The sequence below is a fragment of the Pleionea litopenaei genome (assembly GCF_031198435.1).
Classification (GTDB): domain Bacteria; phylum Pseudomonadota; class Gammaproteobacteria; order Enterobacterales; family Kangiellaceae; genus Pleionea; species Pleionea litopenaei.
In genome coordinates this window covers 1,153,287-1,176,663 of sequence record NZ_CP133548.1, presented here as the reverse complement: position 1 = coordinate 1,176,663, position 23,377 = coordinate 1,153,287, and the positions used below count along the sequence as shown (strand labels likewise).

Sequence of the window (23,377 nt, the reverse complement as noted above, 5' to 3'; positions counted from 1 at the left end):
CCCCTCACCATTGATACGATGAGGGAGATGCAATGGATTATTTTATTTAATGATGATGCCCCTTGTTGTTGTGATCTTTTTGGGTATGAGCATCAGCATGAGCGGTGTGTTGTTGTGAGCTTGATAAGCTCTGGAAGAGCTGACGAGTCATTCTCTCGGTGGTAATGAAACCCCAGTTCCAGTCGTTGTGATACTTTTGTAGCGGATTGAGCGTGACGACTTGCTCTTCGGTTTTCCCTTGTTGAATTAACGCTGAGATAATTTTGATGCTGTCTTCGAGCATCGCAACTGAGCGTTCAAGGTCGGCGCGTGTCGCGAGTGGCCCATGACCCGGGATGATTTTGGTATTCTTGTCTGCTAATTTTAGAAGCGCTTTTTGGGCATTTAAATAGCCTTTAGCCGATCCGCCACTGTTAACGTCGATGAAAGGAAAAAGTCCATTAAATAGTACATCGCCAGTATGTATAACGTTCGCTTGCTCAAAATGAATAACTGCATCGCCATCGGTGTGGGCGTGTGGTAAGTGAGTGAGACGAGCGTCTTGTCCATTGAGATGAAAACTCATTGAGGTTGAAAAGGTAATCACTGGGAGCATGGCTTCTGGTGCTTTTTCCATCTTATCGCCGTTTTTGATGCCTTTTTTCTTCAAATGCTCTCTTAGGTTTTCATGCGCAACGATGCGAGCGCCTTGTTTGCTCATGACAACATTATTGCCAGTATGGTCGCCGTGAACATGCGTGTTGATTAAGAAGTCGATAGGCTCTTTGGTGACTGATTTAATCGCATCTTGCATAATGTCTAGGCTACTTGGCATTGCATCGTCGATCATGACTACTCCGTCATTGCCAATGGAAAGGCCAATATTGCCTCCAGTAAAGCCACCCACGCCCATGAGCATATAAACTCCCGGGGAAACTTCTTGAACTGAGAATTTAACCGATTGTTCGTGATTGTCTGCGACCAGCAAAGTGCTGGTAAAACTAAGGGTGAGTAAACAGCTTAACGCTAAGGTTTTCATATTTTTATCCTTGGGTTCATATAGGCTGAAAAAATGAGCTTAATGCGATTGTTGTACGACTGCAACCGCCTTTCAGATTAATACCTTTTCCTTTACGAAAGAAGTTACTGCAGGTTAGGATTCGCGTGCTTGGGGTTTGACACAAAATGACTGTCTGTCAATGATTGTAAAAATGCGATCAAGTCATCTCTTTGTTGTTCCGACATTTCAAACCCTGTGACGAATGGACTTTTATATTGGTTATTTCTACCGTCGCCAGCATAATCTCCTGAGCTGATGTGTCGACCTCCGGCAGCGTAGAAGTCTAAAACTTCAGCCAAGGTCGACATACTTCCATCGTGCATATATGGAGCGGTTAACTCAATATTACGTAGTGTCGGCGCTCGAAATTTTCCATTGTCGGCTGCATTACCCGTGAGCTCCATGAGTCCAGTATCGATTTGCGGGTATTGGTCGTGACTCTCAACATTGTATAAGCCAGTGTTATGAAAGGGGCGACGATCAAGTCTTTGTTGTTGGTGAAAGGTGGATTGCGTAAAGTTAAAACCACCATGACAATGATGACACTCGAACTCTTCGGAAAAAAATAAATTCATACCGCGGATTGCAGACTCACTCAGTGCTTGATCGTCGTTTTGATAAGCGTATCGGTCAAACGGGCTTTGAATAGAAATAAGGCTCCGAGTGAAGCTTGATAACGCTTGATTGATACGCAAAAAACTGGGCTCTTTATCTCCAAAAGCTTGCAGAAATAACTTTTCATATTTAGGCGAGGTAAAGCGCTTCAAGATCACTTCTTCATGACCCGAAATACCTAACTCGATCGGTTGCTCTCCGAACATCGGAATTAATAATTGCTGTTCGATAGAGGTGAGGCCGGGGTGTGCCCAAGTGAGCGTTTTGTTGTAAGCAACATTAACGAGCGCGAGAGCGTTTCGTCGGTGGTGTTGACCTGTACTTCCAACTGACAGAGCTTTCGGCTCAGCAAACGCATAGCTTTGTTGATGGCAACTTGAGCAAGACTGTGTGTTATTTGCCGATAATGCGTTGTCGTAAAACAGGTGCCGACCCAGTTCGACTTTGGCTTCGGTCATGGGATTGTCTACTGGAACAATTGGTCGAGGAAATCCCTCAGGTAATGACCATTGATAGTCTTGTTGACTTTCATGGCAACTGGCTATTAGAGCTATGAGCAATAGGGAAATTAAAAGTGCCTGAAGTCTCTTCATTGTAAGGTAAACACACCACTTTCAATATTATTTTTCAACGCTGAAATTAGAGCCGGACATTGCGTGTTATCTTGCTCAGACTGACAGCGTATACTGGAGTCAGAACTACTCGTTTTAAGCAGCTTTGTTGGATCAAGTGTCAATGTCAAAGAGTTGCCTTGGTAGGCAGTTAGCGGTACTTGTACAGTAACTCGGTTAGGATGCTGACAAGGCATTTCAGGCGGGCGCAGGGCGGACGCCGAAACGCAACCTGTTGATCCGAGGTGAAACAAGACATCTCTGCCAGATTGCGTGCCCTCTAGCCGAAAGAATTTGTGGCCAGTTTGCCAAACCCAAAACATTGCTGGCTGATTGAGAGGGTATTGCTGTTGTAGAGGATTCAAGTGATTTTTTGCAAATGGCACACCAATGGTAAATTCAAGGATGTCAGCGCCTGACACAGCGCCAGTAAAAGTAAATTGGTGTGTGCTTTCTTCATTAGATGAGCCAGGCTTGCAGGTTAAATCAACGTATATCAAATCACGTGATTGTGTTAGCTGCAAAGGAAATGCTTCATTCTGGGCGTTGAGTAATTTGAAGTCATAAGCATAAAAACCTATTTCAGACCATACCGAGGTTGGAGCCGATTGGTTTTTTCGTTCGTTTGTTTGGCAGGTATCAGTTCCATGCGCCAGATTCAGCTGCCAGTTTACCGTGACGTCTTGAGTAGATGGTGAGCAAGAAGCGAGCAGGCAAGCGCTTGCTAATAATATGATGATGTTCAAATTTTTCATAAGATTATTCTGACGGTTTCATTTTCGAGCGGCAAGTTCTATTTGTATTCAATTATCCGTTAATTGTGAATTAGAACGAAATCACAATTATTGTAATTAGTTGTTAATATTAACTTTAAAATCAGTCATAGTTGTTTGATGATAAGCTGATGAAGTCAGTTTTAATTGCATTGTATTGGGTTCGCCTCAATACTGCATTAATAAAGACTCATCTAAATCGTCGAAGCAGCATCTGGCTTGAGCCTTGAATTTAGGAATTTAAGACGACCTCGAATTTGGTTTTTACCCGAATTAGGCTTTGAGTAGAAGATAGTCGCCAGTGAGTTCAGTTTTGCTTAGCAACCGTTGTTATCAATCTTGGAAAGGAGAGCTAAAGTGTCGGCTTTGAGTAAAATAACCAATATCAAGCCTTACATTTTGCTGTTTGGCTTAGCGTCGCTAAGTGGTGCAGCAATGGCTCACTCCGAGCCTGATAAAGCGCGTTATGTGGCGGAAACAGGTACTGATTTAGGGCGTTGTGATAATCCTATTCGACCCTGTAAGTCGATTTCTTATGCCGTACAACAGGCTAAAAAAGGTGACCATATTCGAGTTGCTGCAGGCAGTTACCCAGTGAATGGGGTCGATGACCTGTTCAATCTAACCAGTGATATAGTACCCGTTCTGGCGGGGTTTAATCGTTTCGACCACTTTCAATCGCAAAGTCCAGACAGCAATCCAACTCGACTAACCGGGGTTCCTCGAAAATTTGTCGAGCAGCTAAGAAAGAAAGGCTTCAATGTTATTGCCGATGGTAAAGGGATCGATTCAGAGAAGCTCAATCGTCAGTTAAAGCAGCTTGAGCAATTAGAGCAAAGACAAGTGTTGGTAAACTGTGACGGTGGCTCGGCTGCCGGATTTCCTTGCCAAAACATCGACTTAGTCGCTCATGTGCCGTTGCAACAGTTTTCTTCCAGACCCAGCAGCGGAAATGATATTTGGGGACATGTTGACCTTAACTCTGGCAATGAGTATGCCATTATGGGGGTTAGAGATGGCGTGGCTGTTTTTGACCTGAGTAATCCTGAAGCACCACGGGAAGTGGGGACCATAACAGGGCAAAACTCCACTTGGAGAGACATCAAGGTTTACCAGTACTTTGACGATGCCGTTGGCGAATGGCAAGCCTATGCTTATTCGACCATTGATAACGCGACAGAAGGCGTTAGCATTATCGATTTAAATAATTTACCCAACTCCATTTCATTGGTACGCAGAGATTCGTCTGTTTCTGATGCGCATAACGTTTATATAAGCAATGTCGATTACACATTGAATACTCAGCTTGATGGTACGGTAGCGCGATTACAACTCATTGGCGCCAATCGTTATTCAGGCTCCTTCCATTCTTACTCATTGGACGCACCTGAGCAGTTAAGTGAAATGAGTAACCAGAGCAGTTTTTATGGATATACCCACGATGGCGCGTCCGTAACATTGAACGATGGCCGAGTGGCAAATGGCTGTGTGAATGCGACTGAACAATGCACCGTGTTCGTCGACTTTAACGAAAAAGAAATGGTGTTATGGGACATCTCCGATCCAACCCAAACAGAACGACTGTCGGTGACGACGTATACCGACGTGCCCCCTGGAGCTAAATACGTGCATTCTGGGTGGGTATCCGATGACAAACGCTTTGTATTCTTGCACGATGAGTTCGATGAAGCCAACGCCGGACTCAACTCGACTGTTCGTATATTTCAAATCGATAATTTACAACAACCTGTGCAAGTGGGCCAGTGGACAGGGCCAACAAGAGCGGTTGATCATAATGGTTTTGTCCGAGGTAATCGTTATTACATGTCGAACTATGAGAGAGGCCTAACGATTCTCGACATTTCTGACCCTGCAAGTCCGGTTGAAGTCGGATTTTTTGATACTTTTCCTGCAAGTAATAATGCTTCTTACAATGGTGCTTGGGGAACCTATCCATTTCTTCCTTCAGGGCTCATTTTAGTCAGTGATATCAATAGTGGCCTATACGTTCTTCGAGAGAACACCCGGGTTTCTACACAAGGACAATTAGGATTTACTCAGTCAGAAGTGAGCTTTACGCGAAATCAAGATGTTGAAATTGCTGTCGCACGTTCTGGTGCGGGATCGAATAATTCATCGGTTGAGGTAAGCTATCAAGTGATTAGCGGTAACGCCGAAAAAGACGAAGATTTTGTCCTTGCCGATGGGCAACTTCAGTGGGCTGCCGGCGAGGTTGGAGAGAAAAGCATTGCATTATCGATTCTTGACGACACAACGGGAATGCAGCCCGATGAAGAGTTTTTTATTCGTTTGTTTGATCCTAGAAACGGTGCAACCTTAGGTGATATTTCGTACTTAAAAGTTATGTTAGACGGAGCTCCAAGAGCCGGAAAGTTAGAGTTTACCAATGCGGAGCTATCGGTAGCCGAATCGGTTGGAACCGTAACAATTTCCGTTAACCGTGTCGGGGGCTCCTATGGCCAACTTGAGGTGGATTATCAATCACAAGGCATTACCGCGGTGATGGGTGTCGACTTTGAGGAAGTTCAAGGCCGTTTAACTTGGACTGATGGCGATTTAGCCTCGAAACAAATTTCGGTGCCCATTATTGATGACAGCGAGGACGAAGATAGAGAAATTTTTAGAGTGGCTCTGCAACCCGTAAACAACAGCGAAGTGGGGCAAAATGCGGTTATAGATGTTTATGTACAAGATGATGACTCTAATAATGCGCCTGAATTACAGTCGCTTAGTAATTTTGAAGTGAATACTCGACAAACGGTTTCATTATCGGCCGTCGCGTCTGATTTCGAGCAAGACCCGCTGACCTACCAATGGGTACAGACTCAAGGTGACAGTGTAACCTTGACCGCACCTAATTCGGCCAGTACAACATTTGTTGCACCAGACAACGGTGGCTCTCTCACCTTTACCGTGACGGTGACCGATGTTCACGGTGCAAGCGATACCGAGTCCGTCGTCGTGCAAGTGATTAATGGCTACTCTAGCTCGAGTGGTTCAGTTCCGGTGTGGGGCGCATTAATTTTAATGGTAATGGCGTTTAAACGTTCTCGCCGTACACATCTTTAAGCCGGTCGCCGTAGGTTGACTGGTACTCGACTATCGCACAAAAAAATACCCAGGCCCGTAAGGTAACCTGGGTTAGGGGAATTGGGAGAATCTAAATTCGATGACCCTCTGAATAACTCTAGATCAAAAATATCCGAATTCAAGAAAAAATGTTCGAAATTTAACCAATGGTAAAGTCGTCCTCGTCGTTAGACATCAACCCATCTTTATTCCACGGTAAAGCCCGATAGTGAGCATTATCTACCTGGCCCCAAAAAGGGAATTTGATAACCTTGAAATAAGGGGAGTAGTCAAAGTCAGCCGGCGTGAACAGCTTAGTATTGCGCTTGATCAATTCCACTCGATCTTTGCCGACCTTTTTAAACTTTGGAAGTACAGGGTAGTTAACTTGACCAAAGGCCTCGGCGAGCATTGACGAGCAAACCGTGCGAGTCGGCTCCCCAACGTTATTAGTGAATAAAGAAGAGCGCCATCGGCGAGGCACAATACTCCACGGAAACAGCAGTCGGGCTAGGTCGAGCATTTGTCGAAAATTATACGGAGTACCAAGATGTTGGCTCGCGTAGTTCACCACTTCTTTGGCGTCACCGTGCGAAAGGGCCGATGGCCGACAAATGCGCAAATTGTCGCGTTGGTAGTCGCTGAGCTTGTTGACCACAGTGCCTTGACCGAGCAGACCTTCGATGATGAGTTGCTCCGATGGCTCGAACGTAGCGTGCTGTAGAATCCTTTGGCGGATGTCTTCAGACTCTATATCATGTAAGCGACCAATGTAGAGCGCAGCATGTGACCAGCGGCTCTGGGTGATCAGCTTTATGACCTCAGAAACTCTCGTACGTCCCTCAACTAATAGAACATCGCCAGGTCTCAGTCCATACCTGAGTCGCTCGAAATCTGACTGTGGGAAGTCTGGTGCAGGCGATTCTTTGTTCAACCATCGTTCAATGGCTCGTTTGAGAAATTTAAACATTATTTATCTTAAAAACAAAAGGTTAGTAGAACTATAGTTTAAAGTTAGCGGGCTTATCAAACTATTCGAATGTTCTATAATTGTGAAATGTTTGCTTGCAATGTGTGACTTGAATCGGCATATATAAGCTATATAGTTAATTAATGTTGAATTTTATACCTGAATAATGGTCTCATGGCCTAGAAGCAGGCTCGGCCGTCGTAGGTTTTACTAACCTGGGTTTCGATTAAGGTTGCCCGAAAGCCGAATTGCACTCTGACATTGATTAGCTCGATTCGGCATCGAGCGAGGCATTGCCTGACCTTTGTAAGGTTTGAGAATTGCAAGGTAAGAGAATTGCATTGTGAGTTCGATACGATTGTTCCAACTTTGTTCAATTTGGCTCAATCAAAATCCATGAAATAACGCTAGGAAGTTATGATGTTTCAAGCTAAAAAAAGCTATTCGTTGATGAAGTCCGTTATTGTAGGACTAGGAGTTGCGGTTCCATTAGCTCTATTTGGACAAGGCGTTCTCGAGAACAAAGCCGCTACCAAAGACAATCGTGACAAAGCTTTACTCAATACCCCAACATCTGTCGAAAGCTTGATGCCTTTGCCATCTCATAGCAGTGTCAGTCGTATGATTGCATTGCTAATTGCTCGTGAACATTATTTGAAAACCAATCTAGAGAGTAATGATGCTCTATCTGAGCAAATCTTAGGAAAGTACATCGAGCTTCTAGATGGTAATAAAAGTTATTTTTATGCCGACGACGTACAATCCTTCCAACGATATCGTAAGTTGATCGACGACAGCATTATCAGCGGTCAACTGAAGCCTGCATTCGATATGTACCAAGTGTTTCAAACTCGAACTTTAGAAAGGTACAACTATGCGATTGAGTTGTTAGAAAAGCCATTTGACTTTCAAAAGCAAGAATCTTATCACTTTGATCGAGAAGATCGTGGTTGGGCGACATCACTGCAAGAGTTGAATGAACTATGGCGAAAGCGAGTCAAAGCGGAAGCCCTAAGCTTGATGTTGGCCGATAAATCTTGGGAAGAAACCAAAGAGATTTTGGTTAAGCGTTATAAAATGGCGCAAAGAAGAATTGAACAAAACAAAAGCGAAGATGTGTTTGAATATTTTATGAATGCCTTTGCTTTAACGGTTGAGCCGCATTCATCGTATTTCTCACCTCGTGAAGCCGAGAATTTTGATATTGAAATGAAGCTTTCTCTAGAAGGTATTGGCGCTATTTTACAAATGGATGATGTGTATACCAAAGTGAATAAGCTTGTAACAGGAGCGCCAGCAGAGAAATCGAAGCAAATTCAAGAAGGCGATCGGATTGTTGGTGTTGGCCAAGGTAAAGAGCCGATTGAAGATGTTGTGGGCTGGCGTTTGGATGATGTTGTCGATTTAATTCGTGGGGAAGCGGGCTCTAAAGTTCGATTGCAAATTCTTCCAAAGGGAGAAGTGGGTGGCGAGACGAAAGTTGTTACCCTAACGCGTGAGCAGGTGAAACTTGAAGAGCTATCGGCAAAGTCTGAAACCATTAAAGTCGATATGAATAATCAACAGTTAACCTTTGGTGTTATCGAGATTCCTAAGTTTTATGTTGATTGGGATGCAAAAAACCGGTTGCGATTAGATGACTACAAAAGCACAACCCGTGACGTCGAAAAGTTTCTGAAAGCTTTCGAGAAAGAGAATATCGATGGCCTTATCATTGACTTACGTAATAACGGTGGTGGAGCGTTAGATGAAGCCGTAGAGTTGACTGGCTTGTTTATCGACCAAGGTCCTGTGGTGCAACAGCGAGACTCACGCAATCAAGTGACTTCTTTCGACGATAATCAACCGGGTATCGTCTATAACGGCCCCTTAGCTGTATTGGTTAACGGTGGTAGTGCTTCAGCATCAGAGATTTTTGCTGGAGCTATCCAAGACTATGGTCGTGGAATCGTTATTGGTGAACAAACCTTTGGAAAAGGGACTGTGCAGAGCATGATCGACTTAAATTATTATCGGTCACTCAGAGATTCTCAGCTGGGTCACTTAAAATTGACTACGTCAAAATTTTATCGAGTGTCTGGAGAGACGACTCAACACCGTGGTGTTGTGCCAGATATTCAGTTTCCAAGTGCGTTTAGTCCAGAAGAATTTGGCGAAAGCAGTTATGAGAACGCCCTTGCTTGGGACACGATTTCGAAAGCCAAATTTAAGCCTGAGAATCGGTTTGAAGGTGTGATTGGCGCTCTCAACGAACGCCACTTGCAGCGTCGCGCGACAAGCAAAGAGTTTTCTTATCTGCAAAAGGATATTGAGGAATATTTAGCTCGTAAAGATGATAAAGATATTTCCTTGAGTCTGACTGAGCGTCGCAAAGAAATTGATGAACAAAAAGCGAAACGCTTAAAACGGATTAACCAGCGACTGGTTGACAAAGGCTTGAAGCCAGTTGAATCATTGAAAGATTTCGACGAGAAGATCTTTGAAGAAGATGATTTTAGACTGCAAGAGTCTGGGAATATATTGGCCGATTATATTGTGCTGAAAAACAGGAAAAAACTTGCCGAAAAGCATTGATTGTCTAGACTATTAAAAGGGAAGGCCATAGCCTTCCTTTTTTTGACTTGAATATGTGATGTGATCATGCTGGCAGCCTATAACGACTATTTCATCTTAAATGCGCTTTTCATTTTCTGTGCGCTAATCTTGCTTGCTGGTGTTAACTGGTCGTCTATCTTAGTTAAGCTCCCCTATAAAGGCTTTATTAATATTTCACTGATTGGAGCCATCTTCCATCTTGCGATGGAAATCTGGTTACCCAGTGCTTTGTATCATTGGTCTATTTCCCTGGTATTAACACTAATGCTAGCGGTCGTTGCTTATTTGGCTTATACCGCACAGCTTTGGGGAATTGCTAAAGCCATCATAGGTCAAGCGGCCACCTTATCAGGTGTCGATAGCAGTGCGGTGAAAAGTCCTGATGCCCACGGTTCAGCAAAGTGGCGAGCCTTGTTTTTGAGCATCATTGTACCGGTCGTCGTAGGCACCATTAGCTTAGTTTTATTTCATGACCCAAGACGTTTTCTATCTTCATTTGAATATTCGGCTCACTTTTGGCTGTTGCCTAAAATTTTAGCCATGGTGACTTACTTATCTTTATTCTTATTTTTATTTGGTAAAACAGGTAATCAATTTCGAGCACTCGCCGTTTGCTTGATGATCGCCGCACTTTCCCTTCTCGTTTCAATGATTACTAGCCATGTTTATATTGATGATATGAGTGCTCACAATCACTTATACAGTTTCGGATATATCAACTGGCTCAGTTATTTTTTGGTCATCGTTGCATTGCTGCTCACGGACCAAGAAACTGACCGAGCTACAATTGATACGATAGATACGCAAGTAAAATATTTAAATTACCATGACCAATTAACCGGTTTATTAAACAGAAATACATTTATTGAGCGTCTCGATCAGTATACCTTTCAACGAAGAAATTCTGACTTTAAAACTATGCTCGTTTTGGTTGGATTAGATGACTTTAAAAAAATCAACGAAAGCGCAACGCTCAATGATGGCGATCGAGTTTTAGTGTCGGTTGCAAATCGCTTGCAAAATCATTGCCCAACCGCGTCATCGATTGCTCGACTAGATGGAGATGTGTTTGGTCTAGTGTTTGAAAGAATCAAAGAGCAAGCAACCATCGATTTATTAATGAGCAAAATTGCGTCGGTTTTTGAAAGCGACTTTAGAACTGATGGTGGAAAGAGGCATAAGGTATCTTGTTCGATCGGCATTTCACTGGCTCCTGACCATGGCATTACAACTGAAAGTTTAATCAAAAGTGCTGAATATGCTTTGTACCACTCAAAAGCAGAAGGTGGGAATCAAACCACCAATTATGAAACATGGATGAGCGAAGGACATGAACGTGACCGAAAATTGCAGCTTGAGCTGAAAGACGCATTTGAGCATGATCAGTTTGTTTTACATTTTCAGCCTTTAGTCAGCGTTAATACGGGGCACATCAACGGGTTTGAGGTTCTTGTTCGTTGGCAGCATCCAACCGAAGGCTTAATGTCACCCGCGATGTTTTTACCGGCACTCGAACGAATGAATCTTATGCCTCAGCTTGATCGTGTTGTATTAGAAAAATCTCTTTCAATCGTTAGTCAGTGGTATCATCATTATCAATATTCAAGCTACTTATCGGTTAACCTATCGCCGTTGTTGTTTCAAGATCCTGAATTACCTGTACGTATTGAACAGCAGTTAAAAAAATACGATATTCCGCCTGATTGTTTGCAGCTAGAAATAGTCGAAAGTACCGCCATTCAAGATATACAACTGGGTGTTGATGTTTTATCGGCATTAAAATCGTTGAAGATTGCGGTCGCATTAGATGACTTCGGAACCGGATATTCATCGATGAGTTACTTACGGCAATTGCCTGTCGATAAAATAAAAATTGATCGATCCTTTATTCAATCGCTAGAAGAAGACGCCACTTCTGCAAGTATCGTTAAAGCGATATCTTCGCTCGCTCATGGTTTGGGGAAAACGGTGGTCGCAGAGGGCATTGAATCGCCAGAACAATTTGCTTTTATCAAGCAGTTTGGTTGCGAAGAAGCTCAAGGATTTGATTTGTATCGCCCCATTACTGAAGAAAGAGCGTTGGAGTTGTTGTTACAGCAAAAAGCGGTGGTTAGTTCGCCTTCTTAATTGACTGTCATTTGTTCGCCATAAAACTGCCATAGCAAGTTCATCTTTTCGGCAAATACTGTGTCGAGTCAATCTAATGAGAATTTGCAATGTATCATCGAATAGCGATTACAGGAATGGGGATGGTCTCGCCACTTGGCGTGGGCGTTGCTAAAAATTGGTCGTCTGCAATACAAGGAAAGTCGGGCGTTGGCTTTATTTCTAAGTTTGATACGTCTGACTTTCCGGTCAAAATTGCCGCCGAAGTGTCAGAAAATATCGCCGATTATCTACCCAGTAAAGATACAAAGCACTTAGATCCATTTATTCAGTATGCGCTCATCGCGGCTCAAGAAGCACTCGATTGTGCTAATTTAAAGGATCTCAGTAATGTTGGAGTGGTCGTAGGTTCGGGCCAAGGTGGTATTAGCAATATTGAGCGAGAATACCCTAAAGTAATGAGTGGCAAGTTTCGTCGAGTGACGCCGTTTTTCATACCTTCATCAGTGATTGGAATGGCCTCTGGAATTATATCGGCCAAATATGGCTTTAAAGGACCTAGTTATGGTGTGAGTTCTGCCTGCGCGACGTCGGCCCATGCCATTATGGATGCTTGTAAAATGATTGCAGTGGGAGAAGTCGACGCGGTCGTCACGGGTGGATCTGAGGCTACCATTACACCTTTGAGTTTGGCCGGATTTGTCCGGTTGAATGCATTAAATGTAGAAGTGAATAATCCGCTAACCGCCTCGAGACCATTCGATAAAACGCGCAGTGGGTTTGTCTCAGGAGAGGGCGCTGGCATTTTAGTCCTCGAAAACATGGCGACTGCCGTTCGTCGCGGAGCGACTATTTATGGTGAAATTGTGGGTTTTGGTGCGTCGAGTGATGCCAATCACATCACGGCTCCTACCGCAGACGGGCAAGGACAGTTTCAAGCGATGGAGCGAGCTGTGCATATGGCTGGAATCGCACCGGAACAAATTGGATATATTAATGCTCATGGTACTTCAACGCCTCTAAACGATAAGGTAGAAACCATCGCAATAAAACGTTTGTTTAATGGTCATGCTAAAGAACTTTCGATTAGCTCAACAAAATCAATGACCGGTCATATGCTCGGCGCTGCCGGAGTGGCTGAAGCCATATTTAGTATATTGGCAATCAATGAGCGAAAAATTCCGCCGACCATTAATTTAAATCAACCGGATCCTGATTGTGATTTGGAGTATACGGCAAATCGGGTTCGTGAAAAATCGATTGATTATGCAATGTCGAACTCGTTTGGTTTTGGCGGAACAAATGCCTCATTACTTTTTGGAAAAGTGGCTTAGAACTTCGGGTATTAAGTATACTTTTACTGTGCAGCATTCAGCCGAGTGCTGCTTTCATCTACTCTAATTTTTTAAAGTGTGTTAGTCTGAGAAAAATTCATTCTTATTCTAATCTTTATGTCTATTAATAGAATTACCATTGGCCTGTTGTTCCTTTTATTAGTATTTTTGAGTGCTGAACTAAAAGCTGAATCAAAATCTTGCCAGTTGGTTTTGTTAATAACCAACTACGGTGAAATCACTTTGCGGTTAATGAACGAAGCCGCGCCAATAACCACGGCTAACTTTTTAAACTATGTAGAAAGCGGTCGTTTTGATGGGACTCTGTTTCATCGAGTCGCTAAAGATCATGTTATTCAAGGCGGTGGTTACGATAAACAAATGCAACCCATTGAGACTTTAGAACCCATTATTAATGAAGCTAAAAACGGCGTTTTAAATTTACGTGGACGCGTTGCGATGGCGAGATATACTTCGAAAGACAGCGCCGATAGCCAGTTCTTTATCAACTTGAAAGACAATAGCCATCTAGATCACCGCAATGACACCAACTTAGGATTCGGCTACGCCGTGTTCGCTGAAGTTGTTTCTGGAATGGAGGTGGTCGATGAGATCGCCAGGTTACCGGTAGGAGAGGTTTCAGATGTTGGCGATCAAGTGCCAGCTTACCCTGTGATCTTACAAGAAGCTCAATTTATAAAGAACCCTAAAGCTTCGGAATCCGCTTTGTTTTGTCAATAAATTTTCTTAACTATCTCTGTAAACTATCTCTGTGAACTATCTCTATGAATAGGACCGCAACTCATTTTTTGACTAGCGCTTTTTAGTTAGCCAAGAGAAGTCTCGTTTAGAAAAAACTTTGACCAGCAGGTACACGCCACTCAGCGTAAGAAGCAATGCAATTAAGGCACAGATAATTAATAATGGGTGGTTGAAGTTTTCTCGTTCTTGATAATCCATTATGTGCAACATCCAGAAAAAATCAAATACTCGCCATTGTCGGTTTCGAACGGAGTTTAACTCACCGGTATGAGGGTTAAAGTAAAATGCCGTCGCAGTAGAATCATCAAAAGTCACCTGCCACGCTGGTAATGACTTTTTGTATTCCGACGTTCTTTCATTAATTAAAGACACTGCTGAGATCTTTCCATCGCCAGTGTATATGCTCATTGCGTTCAAAGAAATTTCTTGCTCTGTCATACCATTTATTGGTTTTGAATGATTGAGGTCAAACACTAATGAGGGCGAAGATTCAGTATTGACAACAAGTAATGGGCGATTAAAGACTGATTTGACTTGGTAGGCCACAATAGGGGCGTCTAGCGTATTTAAAATGGCTCCGGCTGCTTGTCGCTGTTGTGAAGTGATGGCTAGCTGCTTTACTGGCTTATGGAGGTGATCTCCGTGAACTTGATCGAGTGGCAAAATACTCATGACGGTGCCACCCAGAATCCATAAGAATACTTGAATTCCGATAATCAATCCGATCCATTTGTGAAGCTTGCGCATCCAAACAATAGGTTTAGCCATATTCGTTATTCTTTAGTCATTTTTTGCGAGGATTATAGCAGAGTTTAACTTTATTGACTTAAGTCGTATACTCAGTTGTTTTAATACTTGGGGATTTGCTATGGGTTTTCCGATTACCGGGCTTTATGCCTCTTTGTGTGGTTTATTGGTTTTGGTCTTGGCGTTTCAAGTTGTTCGGCAACGACGCCGTTTTAAAATTGGCATTGGCAGTGGTAGCGAAAAGTCTTTAGAGCGTGCCATTCGTGTTCATTCGAATGCGATTGAATACATTCCAATTGCGTTACTTTTGCTGGCTATTTTTGAGTCGAATCAAGGTAATACTTATCTTGCTCACGCCATGGGAATGTTACTGGTAATTGGTCGTGCGTTGCATGCTCAGGGCCTAGGAAGTAACCCGGGTGTATCCTTCGGACGGTTTTGGGGAACCTTGTTCACTTGGGTATCGATTCTTGTTTTATCCATCGCAAACTTATCGTTGTTTTTTCTAGGAGGCCAGGTATGAGAAAGTTTAGGGTACTAAGAAAGCTATTGATAAGTTTTGCAATCGGCGGAGTGCTTATGAGTCATGCAGAGAACGCGACTGACAACAATAATGTGACTGACAAGAATAAAACCATTGCGATTGCGATTCATGGTGGTGCTGGGACTATTCTAAAAAGTAAGATGACCCCTGAACTCGAAAAAGCGTATCACCAGAAGCTAGAACAAGCGTTGAAGACCGGGTATGCCTTGTTAAAACAAGGCAAGTCGAGTGTTGAAGCCGTGCAAGCAGCAATTGTTATTATGGAAGACTCTGAACTGTTTAATGCTGGAAAAGGTGCTGTCTACACTCATCATGAAACCAATGAGTTGGATGCGTCTATTATGCGCGGCAGTGATCTTAATGCAGGTGCCATTACTGGTGTCTCTAGAATTAAAAATCCCATTCTGCTAGCGGCAGAAGTTATGGAAAAATCTAGTCATGTAATGCTCAGTGGTGAACGAGCACAAGAGTTCGCAGTGCAACAGGGATTTGATTTAGTCGATCCTAAATACTTTTACACGGAAAGACGATGGTTGCAATTACAAGATGTGCTCAAAACCGATCCAGATGCCTCGCAACTGTCTGAAGATGAGGGCAATAAGTTGTCTCAAACATCGAACTCTAGCGATTGGCCAGATGATAAAAAATTCGGAACCGTTGGTGCTGTGGCATTGGATCAATTTGGTGATTTAGCGGCTGGAACATCAACCGGTGGGATGACCAACAAAAAGTTTGGGCGTATCGGTGACTCACCCATTATTGGCGCAGGCACTTATGCTGATAATAAGGCCTGTGCAATATCCGCAACCGGTCATGGTGAGTTCTTTATCCGTGCAGCTGTTGCGCATGATATTTGTGCTCGGGTGCTGTATAAAAAGATATCGCTACAACAAGCGGCGGACGAAGTTATTCAAGAAAAGTTGAAGAACATGAATGGGGAAGGTGGCATCGTTGGAATGTCTAGCACCGGAGAACCTATTTTTTCTTTTAACACGCCAGGAATGTATCGTGGTTACATTAATGCTAAAGGTGAAGTGGTAACCGCAATATATGGCGCAGCTGACGAAAATAATTAAGCAACTGAATGACAATAATAAGGAGTTTCTTTGATTATTAAAACGCCGCAAGAGCTTCATGAGATGCAGCAAATTGGAAGCATTGTCGCAAAGTGTGTTCAGCACATGGGAGAATCAATAAAAGTAGGTATGACAACCTCAGAGCTGGATAATATCGGCGCAGATTTTTTGCTTCGACACGGTGCTCGCTCTGCGCCACAAGTGATGTATAACTTTCCGGGAACCACCTGCATCAGTGTGAATGAAGAGGCAGCGCATGGAATTCCCGGCAAGCGGAAAATTTGTGCCGGAGACATCGTGAATATCGATGTTTCCGCAGAACGAAATGGATTTTTTGGTGATACGGGTTATACATTTTTAATTGAACCGGTTAACGCTGCCCACAAACATCTAATAGACACAACCAAAGCCGCGTTGAAAGAAGCGATGAATATTGCTCGAGCAGGCGTACCCATTAATGAAATTGGTCGCGCAATTGAGCAGGTCGCAAAGAAGTCAGGTTACAAAACATTACGTGATTTAGCCAGCCATGGAATAGGACGTTCATTGCATGAGTATCCTGAAACGATACCTAACTATTATGACAAACGAGACAAGCGCAAATTAGAAAATAATATGGTCATTACCATTGAACCATTTTTATCGACACGATGTACTAGCACGGTAACGGCCAGTGATGGGTGGACATTAACAACGCGCAAAGGAAATCGTTCGGCTCAGTTTGAACATACTATGGTTATCAGCAAAGATCCGCCCCAAATATTGACGAAAGTTTGATTCGTGATAAATAAAAAAGCCCGCATCGCGGGCTTTTTTTAACAAACCAGAGAATGATTATTTGCTGGCAATGTATTGATCAACAAAATCTTCTAGAACGGTAAGTGGTACTGGTCCATTGGCTAATACAACGTCATGGAATTCTCGGATGTCGAACTTATCGCCCATCGCTTTTTTCGCTTTTTCACGAAGCTGAACAATTTTGAGCATACCAATTTTGTACGCGGTCGCTTGAGATGGCATGACAATGTGTCGCTCAACCATTTTTACCGCGTCGGATTTAGCATTAGGCGTATTGTTTACATAGAATTCAATGCCTTCTTCACGAGTCCATTTCTTTGCATGAATACCCGTGTCGACAACCAAACGACACGCTCGCCATAGTTCCATAGCAAGACGACCAAAGTCAGAATAGGGATCTTGATAGAGTCCAATTTCTTTGGGTACTAATTCGCTATAAAGTCCCCAGCCTTCAGTGTAAGCCGTGTAACGGCCAAACTTTCTAAATTTGGGTACGTTTTTTAACTCTTGTGCTATGGCGATTTGCATGTGATGTCCTGGTATACCTTCATGGTACGCCAAGGCTTCCATCTGATAGGTTGGCATGGCTTCCATATCGTAGAGGTTTGCGTAGTAAATACCTGGTCGAGTACCGTCCATTGACGGTTGTTGATAAAAGGCCTTTCCTGCTGATTTTTCACGGAAAGGTTCCACCGCTTTGACGATCAGATCCGCTTTTGGTTTGGTTATGAACAATTCGTCCAAGCGGGTTTTCATATTATCGATTAGGGCTGTGGCTTCATCTAAGTACTTTTTGCGACCTTGTTCGTCATTAGCATAAACAAACTCCTGGCTGTTACGCATATGAACAAAAAACTCTTGCAAGGTACCCTTGAAGCCAACTTTATTCATAATTACACGCATTTCATCGTGGATTCTTTTAACTTCTGATAAGCCAACTTCATGAATGTCGTTTGCTGTCATGTCGGTCGTGGTCGTATTTTGTAGCGCTCGGTTGTAAAAGGCTTCACCTTCAGGAAACTTCCACACACCGTCTTTATCATTGGCTTTATCTGAGAGCTTTTCTAAGGTAGAAATTAAACTCTGGTAAGCTGGCTTAACCGACTGAACCAAAGCTTCGTTAGCTGCTTTATCTAGCGCTGCTCGCTGTTCTGCCGTCAGTTCTAGTTGGTCGAGTTTACTTGAGAAATCTTGAAGTAGGGGACTGGCTTCTCCGTCGTCAAATGGCGCGCCAGAAATAATATTTTTACTGTCATCAATAACATAAGGATAAACAAACTTAGGTGCTAGAATACCTTTGTCTGCGCGTAGAGTTAAATTATCTGACAACTGGCTGAACAGTTTAGGGAGTCCGTTGAGTCGAGCGATATATGCCTCTGCATCAGTAACATCGCCAATACGATGTTGATTGATCATCAAAGAAACAACGCCTGAGTGTAGGCCAAACATTTGGTTAACCGGGTAGTTGTAATGACGCCATTTAAAATCTTTGATTTCATCTTCGAGTTGCTGCTCGAGTAGTCGATAGCTCAACTGAGTTTGCGAGTCTAGAGCAGCGAAATTTAATTCTCGCAGCTTTTTAAGATTTTCTTTGCTAATGTTAAGATCGTCGAGTGCTCGTTGCTCACTCATATCATCCCATTTGTCTTGATCTTGTTTGATGCCTAAATACGATTGGTACATAGGGCTGCGCATAACCGCCGCCATGAACATTTCTTCAAAGAGTTCATTGGCTTTTTCTGACTCGGTTAATTCACTTTTTTGCGCTTCTGCTTGATTCGGTGATGCTTGATTGTCATTGGCGGCAGTCGTTTGTTGCGGCGACGGTTGTGGCGACGTCGATTGAGTCTCCGCTTTGTCACAAGCACTGATCAAGAGTGCCAAAGAAACCGCTGCAACGGTTTTAATTATGGGGCTCCGGTGTCCCTCTAATCGATTGTTTGAACCTAGGATACTCATTTATACTCCCAAAAATTTAACGGTTATTAGAATTATATTGCCCAAACTTGGGCGTTAGGTTAATTGTTATTTTGTTAGATTATATGAATTTATCCGTTAAGAATACTCGAACGAGACCTCAGAACTGCCTTCTAAGCGCTCCACTAAGTGAGAATCGATCAGCTTTGACGGCGTAAATGCACCGCCATTGCCTTGATAATCCGTTAGAAACTTAGCGACTTCGACGGCACCGAGGTGAGTCAATTCGTAGCCATTCGCGGTTTTGATTCGAGCGGTAACTGTTTTTCCGGCAGCGTTTCTAACTTCTCCCCAGACATAGGTTTCAAGTTTTGCTCGTTGTTCTTCATTAGGACCTTTTGAGCTTTTAGCGATTTTCTTTTTCAAATAGTTTTGCACCGGTGATAATCCTAGAACCCAGCGAACCCAGTTCAAGCGTCGGAGACTTTTGGCGCGACGAGGTGAGATTGGAATAAATACCTCAATGTTAGGGATACCGGTAGAGTGATAGGCAGTCGACACATCACCCCATGGTATTGTCATTGCATTTTTCTCGCCATTTCCAAAGTCGATGGTTTCACATCGATACGCCAAAGGAACTTGAACGATCTGTTTATTTTTACGGATCTTACCGCCTTGTCCGAGGCCCTCAATGCTTGTTTTTGCGGTGCCAGGGCTAAGTCCACTTCCAGAGTCGAAACCCAGCTTAAGGTGCGTCGCATCGGGAAGTTTTTCTTTTAATTGACTTGCAATACAGTCGGTCGGTATGACGTCAAAGCCAACGCCCGGGCATAGAACAATTCCTGCGTCTTTGGCGCGCTGGTTGAGTTGTTGCGCGCGTTCAAATACTTGGATTTCTCCCGTGATATCCAAGTAGTGAGTTTGGCTGGCGAGACAGGCTTGCATCATAGGTTCCGCCGTAGCAGAAAAGGGGCCTGCACAGTGAATCACCATGTCGAATGCTTTTAGATGGTTGGTCAAAACTTCATGATTTGACAAGTCAAACGCTAAGCTCGGACATTGGTAATGGTTGGCTAACTGTTCGATTGCCGTAGCATTACGACCAGCGATAGTGAATTGAAGTTGCTGCTTGTGGGCGGTATCGACGATGAGTTGTCCGGTGTAGCCGTTGGCGCCATATATTAAGATGTTTGACATGGTTTACCCTTATGAGTTTGATGAATTTGATGACGGTGTATGTTTGCTTTTGAGGCGAGCAACCATTGAAGGCATCTTGGCCATCACCTTACGATAATAAAAGTTAGGGAAGAAACGTTTTAGCCAGTGTAGTTTACGAGCGTAATCGTGTGCAATGGTCATGAATTTATTGGCATCAATTGATTTAACGATTTGTTCGGCAACTTGGTCGGCATTGACTTTCGATGCTTTCATCCATTTGTTGACTTGAGCTTTTATCGCCTCTGGCGTGCCAGACATAGAGGATACCAAGTTGGTTTCGAAGAAAGCCGGGCAGGCCACTGAAACACTAATATTTTGAACGCAAAGCTCCATTTTTAGGCTTTCGCTGAGTGCGATAACCCCGGCTTTACTCACATTGTACGAGAGCATTGCGGGAGCAAGGGCGATACCGGCAAAAGAAGCGACGTTAACCATGTGACTAGGACCATCTCGCGATAGCAGCGGAGCAAATAGATAACACCCGTGGTAGACGCCGGTTAAGTTTACTCCAAGCGTTCTGTTCCATTGCTCAGGTGTCGTGTCTTCTAATAATCCAGATGAAGCAATTCCTGCATTGTTGATTAATACGTCAAGGTTGCCCCAAGTGTTTTCTACTTCCGACTGTAGCTGTTGAAAAGAATGGATGTCAGAAATATCGCAGTGAGATAGCTTAACCGCTTGAGTCAGGAAATCAGCAGAGTAGTCTTTTGATTCGGTTAAAGAGTCGATAAAACGCTGCGCACGATCAAGGTCGATATCGGCAATCCATACCTGCCACCTTAGTTTTAGAAACTGTTTTACCAGGGCTGCACCGAGCCCGGAGCCTCCCCCTGTAATCAATACACGTCGATGTTTAAAGCGCTCTAGCATGGCTAAGTCTCCTGTTTTCGACATAGTAAACCAAATTAACTGAAAATAAAACGAACGACCGTTCGATATTGACAGGAGTTCATAAAGCGAGTTAGGTTATTGAGTGTCGAGACGTTAGCGATTAGACAGCACTTGGAATTTAGAATGGGGTGGTTGGAATTTAAAGCGAAGAACTTAGACGTATAGAGACGTAGCGACGAAGATCGTGTTTTACTGTGCTTGCGGATATCAAAATGATTAAAATTTTACTTATGCGCCATGGGCAAGCTCAGTTTGGGCATGCTGACTATGATCACCTATCACCGAATGGCTTTTTGCAGGCGCGCAGGGTGGCCGACGCCATGTATGAGTCAGGTGAGATCCCTGACATTATTGCCAGTGGTTCGCTTAAAAGACAGCGCCAAACGGCAGAGCAGTTGCTCGATCGCTTAGGTGACGATCTTACTTATCAATGTATGCCATGGTTGAATGAACTCGACAGTGCGCAACTTATCCGACATTACGGAGCCAGTGTTTTTCGAACAGAGACGCGTCAGTCGATCGAGCTAAGTGAGGTAACGAGAGAGTCGTTCCCTTACGTACTTAAACAATTGATCACTCGATGGCATGCCGATGAGCAGTGTCCGTTTGAATCGTTTAAGCAGTTTAAAGCTCGCATCATTCAAGGGTTAGAGTTGCTAACATCGTCGTGCCATCAAGGTTCTTCTCAAGCCAATACAACGATTTTATTGGTTACCTCAGGCGGTGTCATTGCTAGCGTTATTCAACACCTGCAACAACTCAATTTAGAACAACTCCTTGATAGCGCTTTGAAGCTTAGAAACGCCAGTATCACAGAGATTTTGATTGATCAAAAAGAATGGACTTTAGGTCGGGTGAATTGGTTGCCTGAGAGAATTGAAGGGAATAATGAATTAGTCACGGTTCTATAGCCAAAGTTGAATGTAGCAGGGTGGTGATAAGTAGCGTATCTGAAACGTAATAACAGATAGTCGTAAACAGAATTAGTAAGGTAGAAAGTGTCTGTCGAATAACAGTCAGTCGAAAAGAATCAGTCGAATAAAAGTGAACTCAAAAAACGCATCGAAAGTGAGTGGGCCATGAGTAAAGATAAGTTAACCGAATTTAATCAACAGCTTCAATGGGCGGATCAATTTGTTAAAGAGCAATTGATACCGATAGAGCAAGAAATCATACATGCCGACTTTGCTTCGGTCGAATCGCGTTTAGCTGAATTAAGAGAGACAGTAAAGCGGCAAGGACTTTGGGCGCCTCATATGCCTGAGAGCGTGGGGGGTACTTGCCAATCTCTTGAAGCACTTGGAAGGCTTTCTGAAGTGCTTGGTCAAACGCCGATTGGCCATTATGTTTTTGGTTGTCAGGCTCCTGATGCTGGCAATATGGAGCTATTGGCACATTTTGGTTCAACAGAGCAGCAGCAAACGTGGTTACAGCCGCTCATCGAAGGAAGCATTCGCAGTTGTTTTGCAATGACCGAACCAGACACGGCTGGATCAAACCCCACATTGTTAAAAACCCGTGCTGAGTTAGTGAGTGATCAATGGGTGATTAATGGACGAAAGTGGTTTACCTCGAGCGCTGACGGTGCCGATGTTTGTATTGTCATGGCCGTTACTGACGAAGATGCAGCAAAGCATCAGAGAGCAAGTATGTTTATTGTTCCTAAATCAACGCCTGGTTTTAAAATTATTCGAAATATTTCGGTTATGGGGGAGCCTGGCTCAGGCTATTTCAGTCATTCAGAAGTTGAGTTCAGTGACTGTAAAGTACCTAAAAATGCTCTGTTAGGCGGCGTGGGTGAGGGTTTTGCGCTCGCTCAAACTCGACTTGGGCCTGGTCGAATTCATCATTGCATGCGCTGGCTAGGAATTTGTCGAAGAGCTTTGAATATAATGATCGATTATGCCAATAAACGACAAGTATCAAACCGTCATAATTTAGGTGATATGCAAACGATTCAAAATTGGATCGCTGAATCGGCTGCCGAAATTGAAGCTGCTAGATGTTTGGTATTAAAGACTGCAGAGCAAATTGAGCGGCTGGGTTTTATGAAAGCAAAAACACAAGTCTCGATGATTAAGTATTTTACTGCGAATGTCTTGCAGAAAGTTCTCGATCGTAGTCTTCAAACACTTGGCGCACTAGGTATGACCGATGACACTATCATTGCTTTCTTCTTTCGACATGAACGAGCCGCCCGAATTTATGATGGTCCGGATGAAGTTCATAAAAATTTAGTGGCTAGAAGTTTGTTAAAAAACAATCTCTATCAAAGTTCACACTAGTGAGTC

The 23,377-nt window shown here is 43.4% G+C and carries 18 protein-coding genes; 10 read left to right on the top strand and 8 right to left on the bottom strand.

The genetic code is table 11. From position 1 onward, the window contains the following. Positions 1–46: 46 nt before the first annotated feature. The 3 genes from Q9312_RS05195 to Q9312_RS05185 all read right to left on the bottom strand — a co-directional run bounded on the left by Q9312_RS05195 (position 47) and on the right by Q9312_RS05185 (position 3,020). A complete protein-coding gene (locus tag Q9312_RS05195; protein WP_309203524.1) occupies positions 47–1,018 on the bottom strand; it encodes an MBL fold metallo-hydrolase in 972 nt (323 codons plus the stop codon). A gap of 104 nt (positions 1,019–1,122) precedes the next feature. After that, positions 1,123–2,247, bottom strand: coding sequence for a methanobactin export MATE transporter MbnM (locus Q9312_RS05190; protein ID WP_309203523.1), 1,125 nt, complete (start codon positions 2,245–2,247; stop codon positions 1,123–1,125). Continuing rightward, positions 2,244–3,020 (bottom strand): MbnP family copper-binding protein, encoded by a 777-nt coding sequence (locus Q9312_RS05185; RefSeq protein ID WP_309203522.1) that lies wholly within the window; start codon positions 3,018–3,020, stop codon positions 2,244–2,246. The genes Q9312_RS05190 and Q9312_RS05185 overlap by 4 nt, the downstream gene beginning before the upstream one ends. A gap of 375 nt (positions 3,021–3,395) precedes the next feature. Here Q9312_RS05185 and Q9312_RS05180 point away from each other — a divergent pair, with 375 nt between their 5' ends. Continuing rightward, entirely contained in the window at positions 3,396–6,128 is a 2,733-nt protein-coding gene (locus Q9312_RS05180) for a choice-of-anchor B family protein (RefSeq protein WP_309203520.1), read from the top strand. Between the two features lie 160 nt (positions 6,129–6,288). Here Q9312_RS05180 and Q9312_RS05175 read toward each other — a convergent pair whose 3' ends face one another. After that, complete coding sequence (locus tag Q9312_RS05175) at positions 6,289–7,098, bottom strand: YiiX/YebB-like N1pC/P60 family cysteine hydrolase (RefSeq protein WP_309203519.1); 810 nt, start codon at positions 7,096–7,098, stop codon at positions 6,289–6,291. A gap of 417 nt (positions 7,099–7,515) precedes the next feature. Between Q9312_RS05175 and Q9312_RS05170 the strand changes: the two genes are divergently transcribed. The 4 genes from Q9312_RS05170 (at position 7,516) to Q9312_RS05155 (ending at position 13,874) form a co-directional block, all read left to right on the top strand. Next, complete coding sequence (locus tag Q9312_RS05170; RefSeq protein ID WP_309203517.1) at positions 7,516–9,672, top strand: carboxy terminal-processing peptidase; 2,157 nt, start codon at positions 7,516–7,518, stop codon at positions 9,670–9,672. Positions 9,673–9,738: 66 nt separating this feature from the next. After that, the gene (locus Q9312_RS05165) at positions 9,739–11,820 is read left to right on the top strand and encodes a putative bifunctional diguanylate cyclase/phosphodiesterase (RefSeq protein ID WP_309203516.1); all 2,082 of its coding nucleotides are present in this window, start codon (positions 9,739–9,741) and stop codon (positions 11,818–11,820) included. Between the two features lie 89 nt (positions 11,821–11,909). Beyond that, complete coding sequence (gene fabF, locus Q9312_RS05160) at positions 11,910–13,133, top strand: beta-ketoacyl-ACP synthase II (RefSeq protein ID WP_309203515.1); 1,224 nt, start codon at positions 11,910–11,912, stop codon at positions 13,131–13,133. Between the two features lie 117 nt (positions 13,134–13,250). Beyond that, on the top strand, positions 13,251–13,874 hold the full coding sequence (locus tag Q9312_RS05155) for a peptidylprolyl isomerase (RefSeq protein WP_309203514.1): 624 nt from the start codon (positions 13,251–13,253) through the stop codon (positions 13,872–13,874). Between the two features lie 72 nt (positions 13,875–13,946). On the opposite strand, the gene Q9312_RS05150 is transcribed toward Q9312_RS05155, so the two are convergent. Next, positions 13,947–14,663, bottom strand: coding sequence for a PepSY domain-containing protein (locus Q9312_RS05150; protein WP_309203513.1), 717 nt, complete (start codon positions 14,661–14,663; stop codon positions 13,947–13,949). Between the two features lie 100 nt (positions 14,664–14,763). On the opposite strand from Q9312_RS05150, the gene Q9312_RS05145 reads away from it, so the two are divergent. Genes Q9312_RS05145 through map form a run of 3 tightly spaced genes read left to right on the top strand, consistent with a single transcriptional unit; the run spans position 14,764 to position 17,039 of the window. Next, a complete protein-coding gene (locus tag Q9312_RS05145) occupies positions 14,764–15,165 on the top strand; it encodes an MAPEG family protein (RefSeq protein WP_309203512.1) in 402 nt (133 codons plus the stop codon). Continuing rightward, positions 15,162–16,262: an isoaspartyl peptidase/L-asparaginase family protein gene (locus Q9312_RS05140; protein WP_309203511.1), complete on the top strand. Its 1,101-nt coding sequence runs from the start codon at positions 15,162–15,164 to the stop codon at positions 16,260–16,262. The genes Q9312_RS05145 and Q9312_RS05140 overlap by 4 nt, the downstream gene beginning before the upstream one ends. A 30-nt stretch (positions 16,263–16,292) precedes the next feature. Continuing rightward, positions 16,293–17,039, top strand: a complete 747-nt coding sequence (gene map / locus Q9312_RS05135) for a type I methionyl aminopeptidase (RefSeq protein WP_309203510.1) — start codon at positions 16,293–16,295, stop codon at positions 17,037–17,039. A 57-nt stretch (positions 17,040–17,096) separates the two neighbouring features. Here map and Q9312_RS05130 read toward each other — a convergent pair whose 3' ends face one another. The 3 genes from Q9312_RS05130 to Q9312_RS05120 form a co-directional block, all read right to left on the bottom strand. Next, a complete protein-coding gene (locus tag Q9312_RS05130; protein ID WP_309203509.1) occupies positions 17,097–19,019 on the bottom strand; it encodes a DUF885 domain-containing protein in 1,923 nt (640 codons plus the stop codon). Between the two features lie 96 nt (positions 19,020–19,115). Continuing rightward, positions 19,116–20,174, bottom strand: coding sequence for a saccharopine dehydrogenase family protein (locus Q9312_RS05125; RefSeq protein ID WP_309203508.1), 1,059 nt, complete (start codon positions 20,172–20,174; stop codon positions 19,116–19,118). Between the two features lie 9 nt (positions 20,175–20,183). Beyond that, positions 20,184–21,089 (bottom strand): SDR family NAD(P)-dependent oxidoreductase, encoded by a 906-nt coding sequence (locus tag Q9312_RS05120; RefSeq protein ID WP_309203506.1) that lies wholly within the window; start codon positions 21,087–21,089, stop codon positions 20,184–20,186. A gap of 209 nt (positions 21,090–21,298) precedes the next feature. Between Q9312_RS05120 and Q9312_RS05115 the strand changes: the two genes are divergently transcribed. Together Q9312_RS05115 and Q9312_RS05110 are read left to right on the top strand one after the other, a co-directional pair. After that, entirely contained in the window at positions 21,299–21,997 is a 699-nt protein-coding gene (locus tag Q9312_RS05115; protein ID WP_309203505.1) for a histidine phosphatase family protein, read from the top strand. A gap of 168 nt (positions 21,998–22,165) precedes the next feature. Next, a complete protein-coding gene (locus Q9312_RS05110; protein ID WP_309203504.1) occupies positions 22,166–23,371 on the top strand; it encodes an acyl-CoA dehydrogenase family protein in 1,206 nt (401 codons plus the stop codon). Positions 23,372–23,377: the final 6 nt, after the last annotated feature.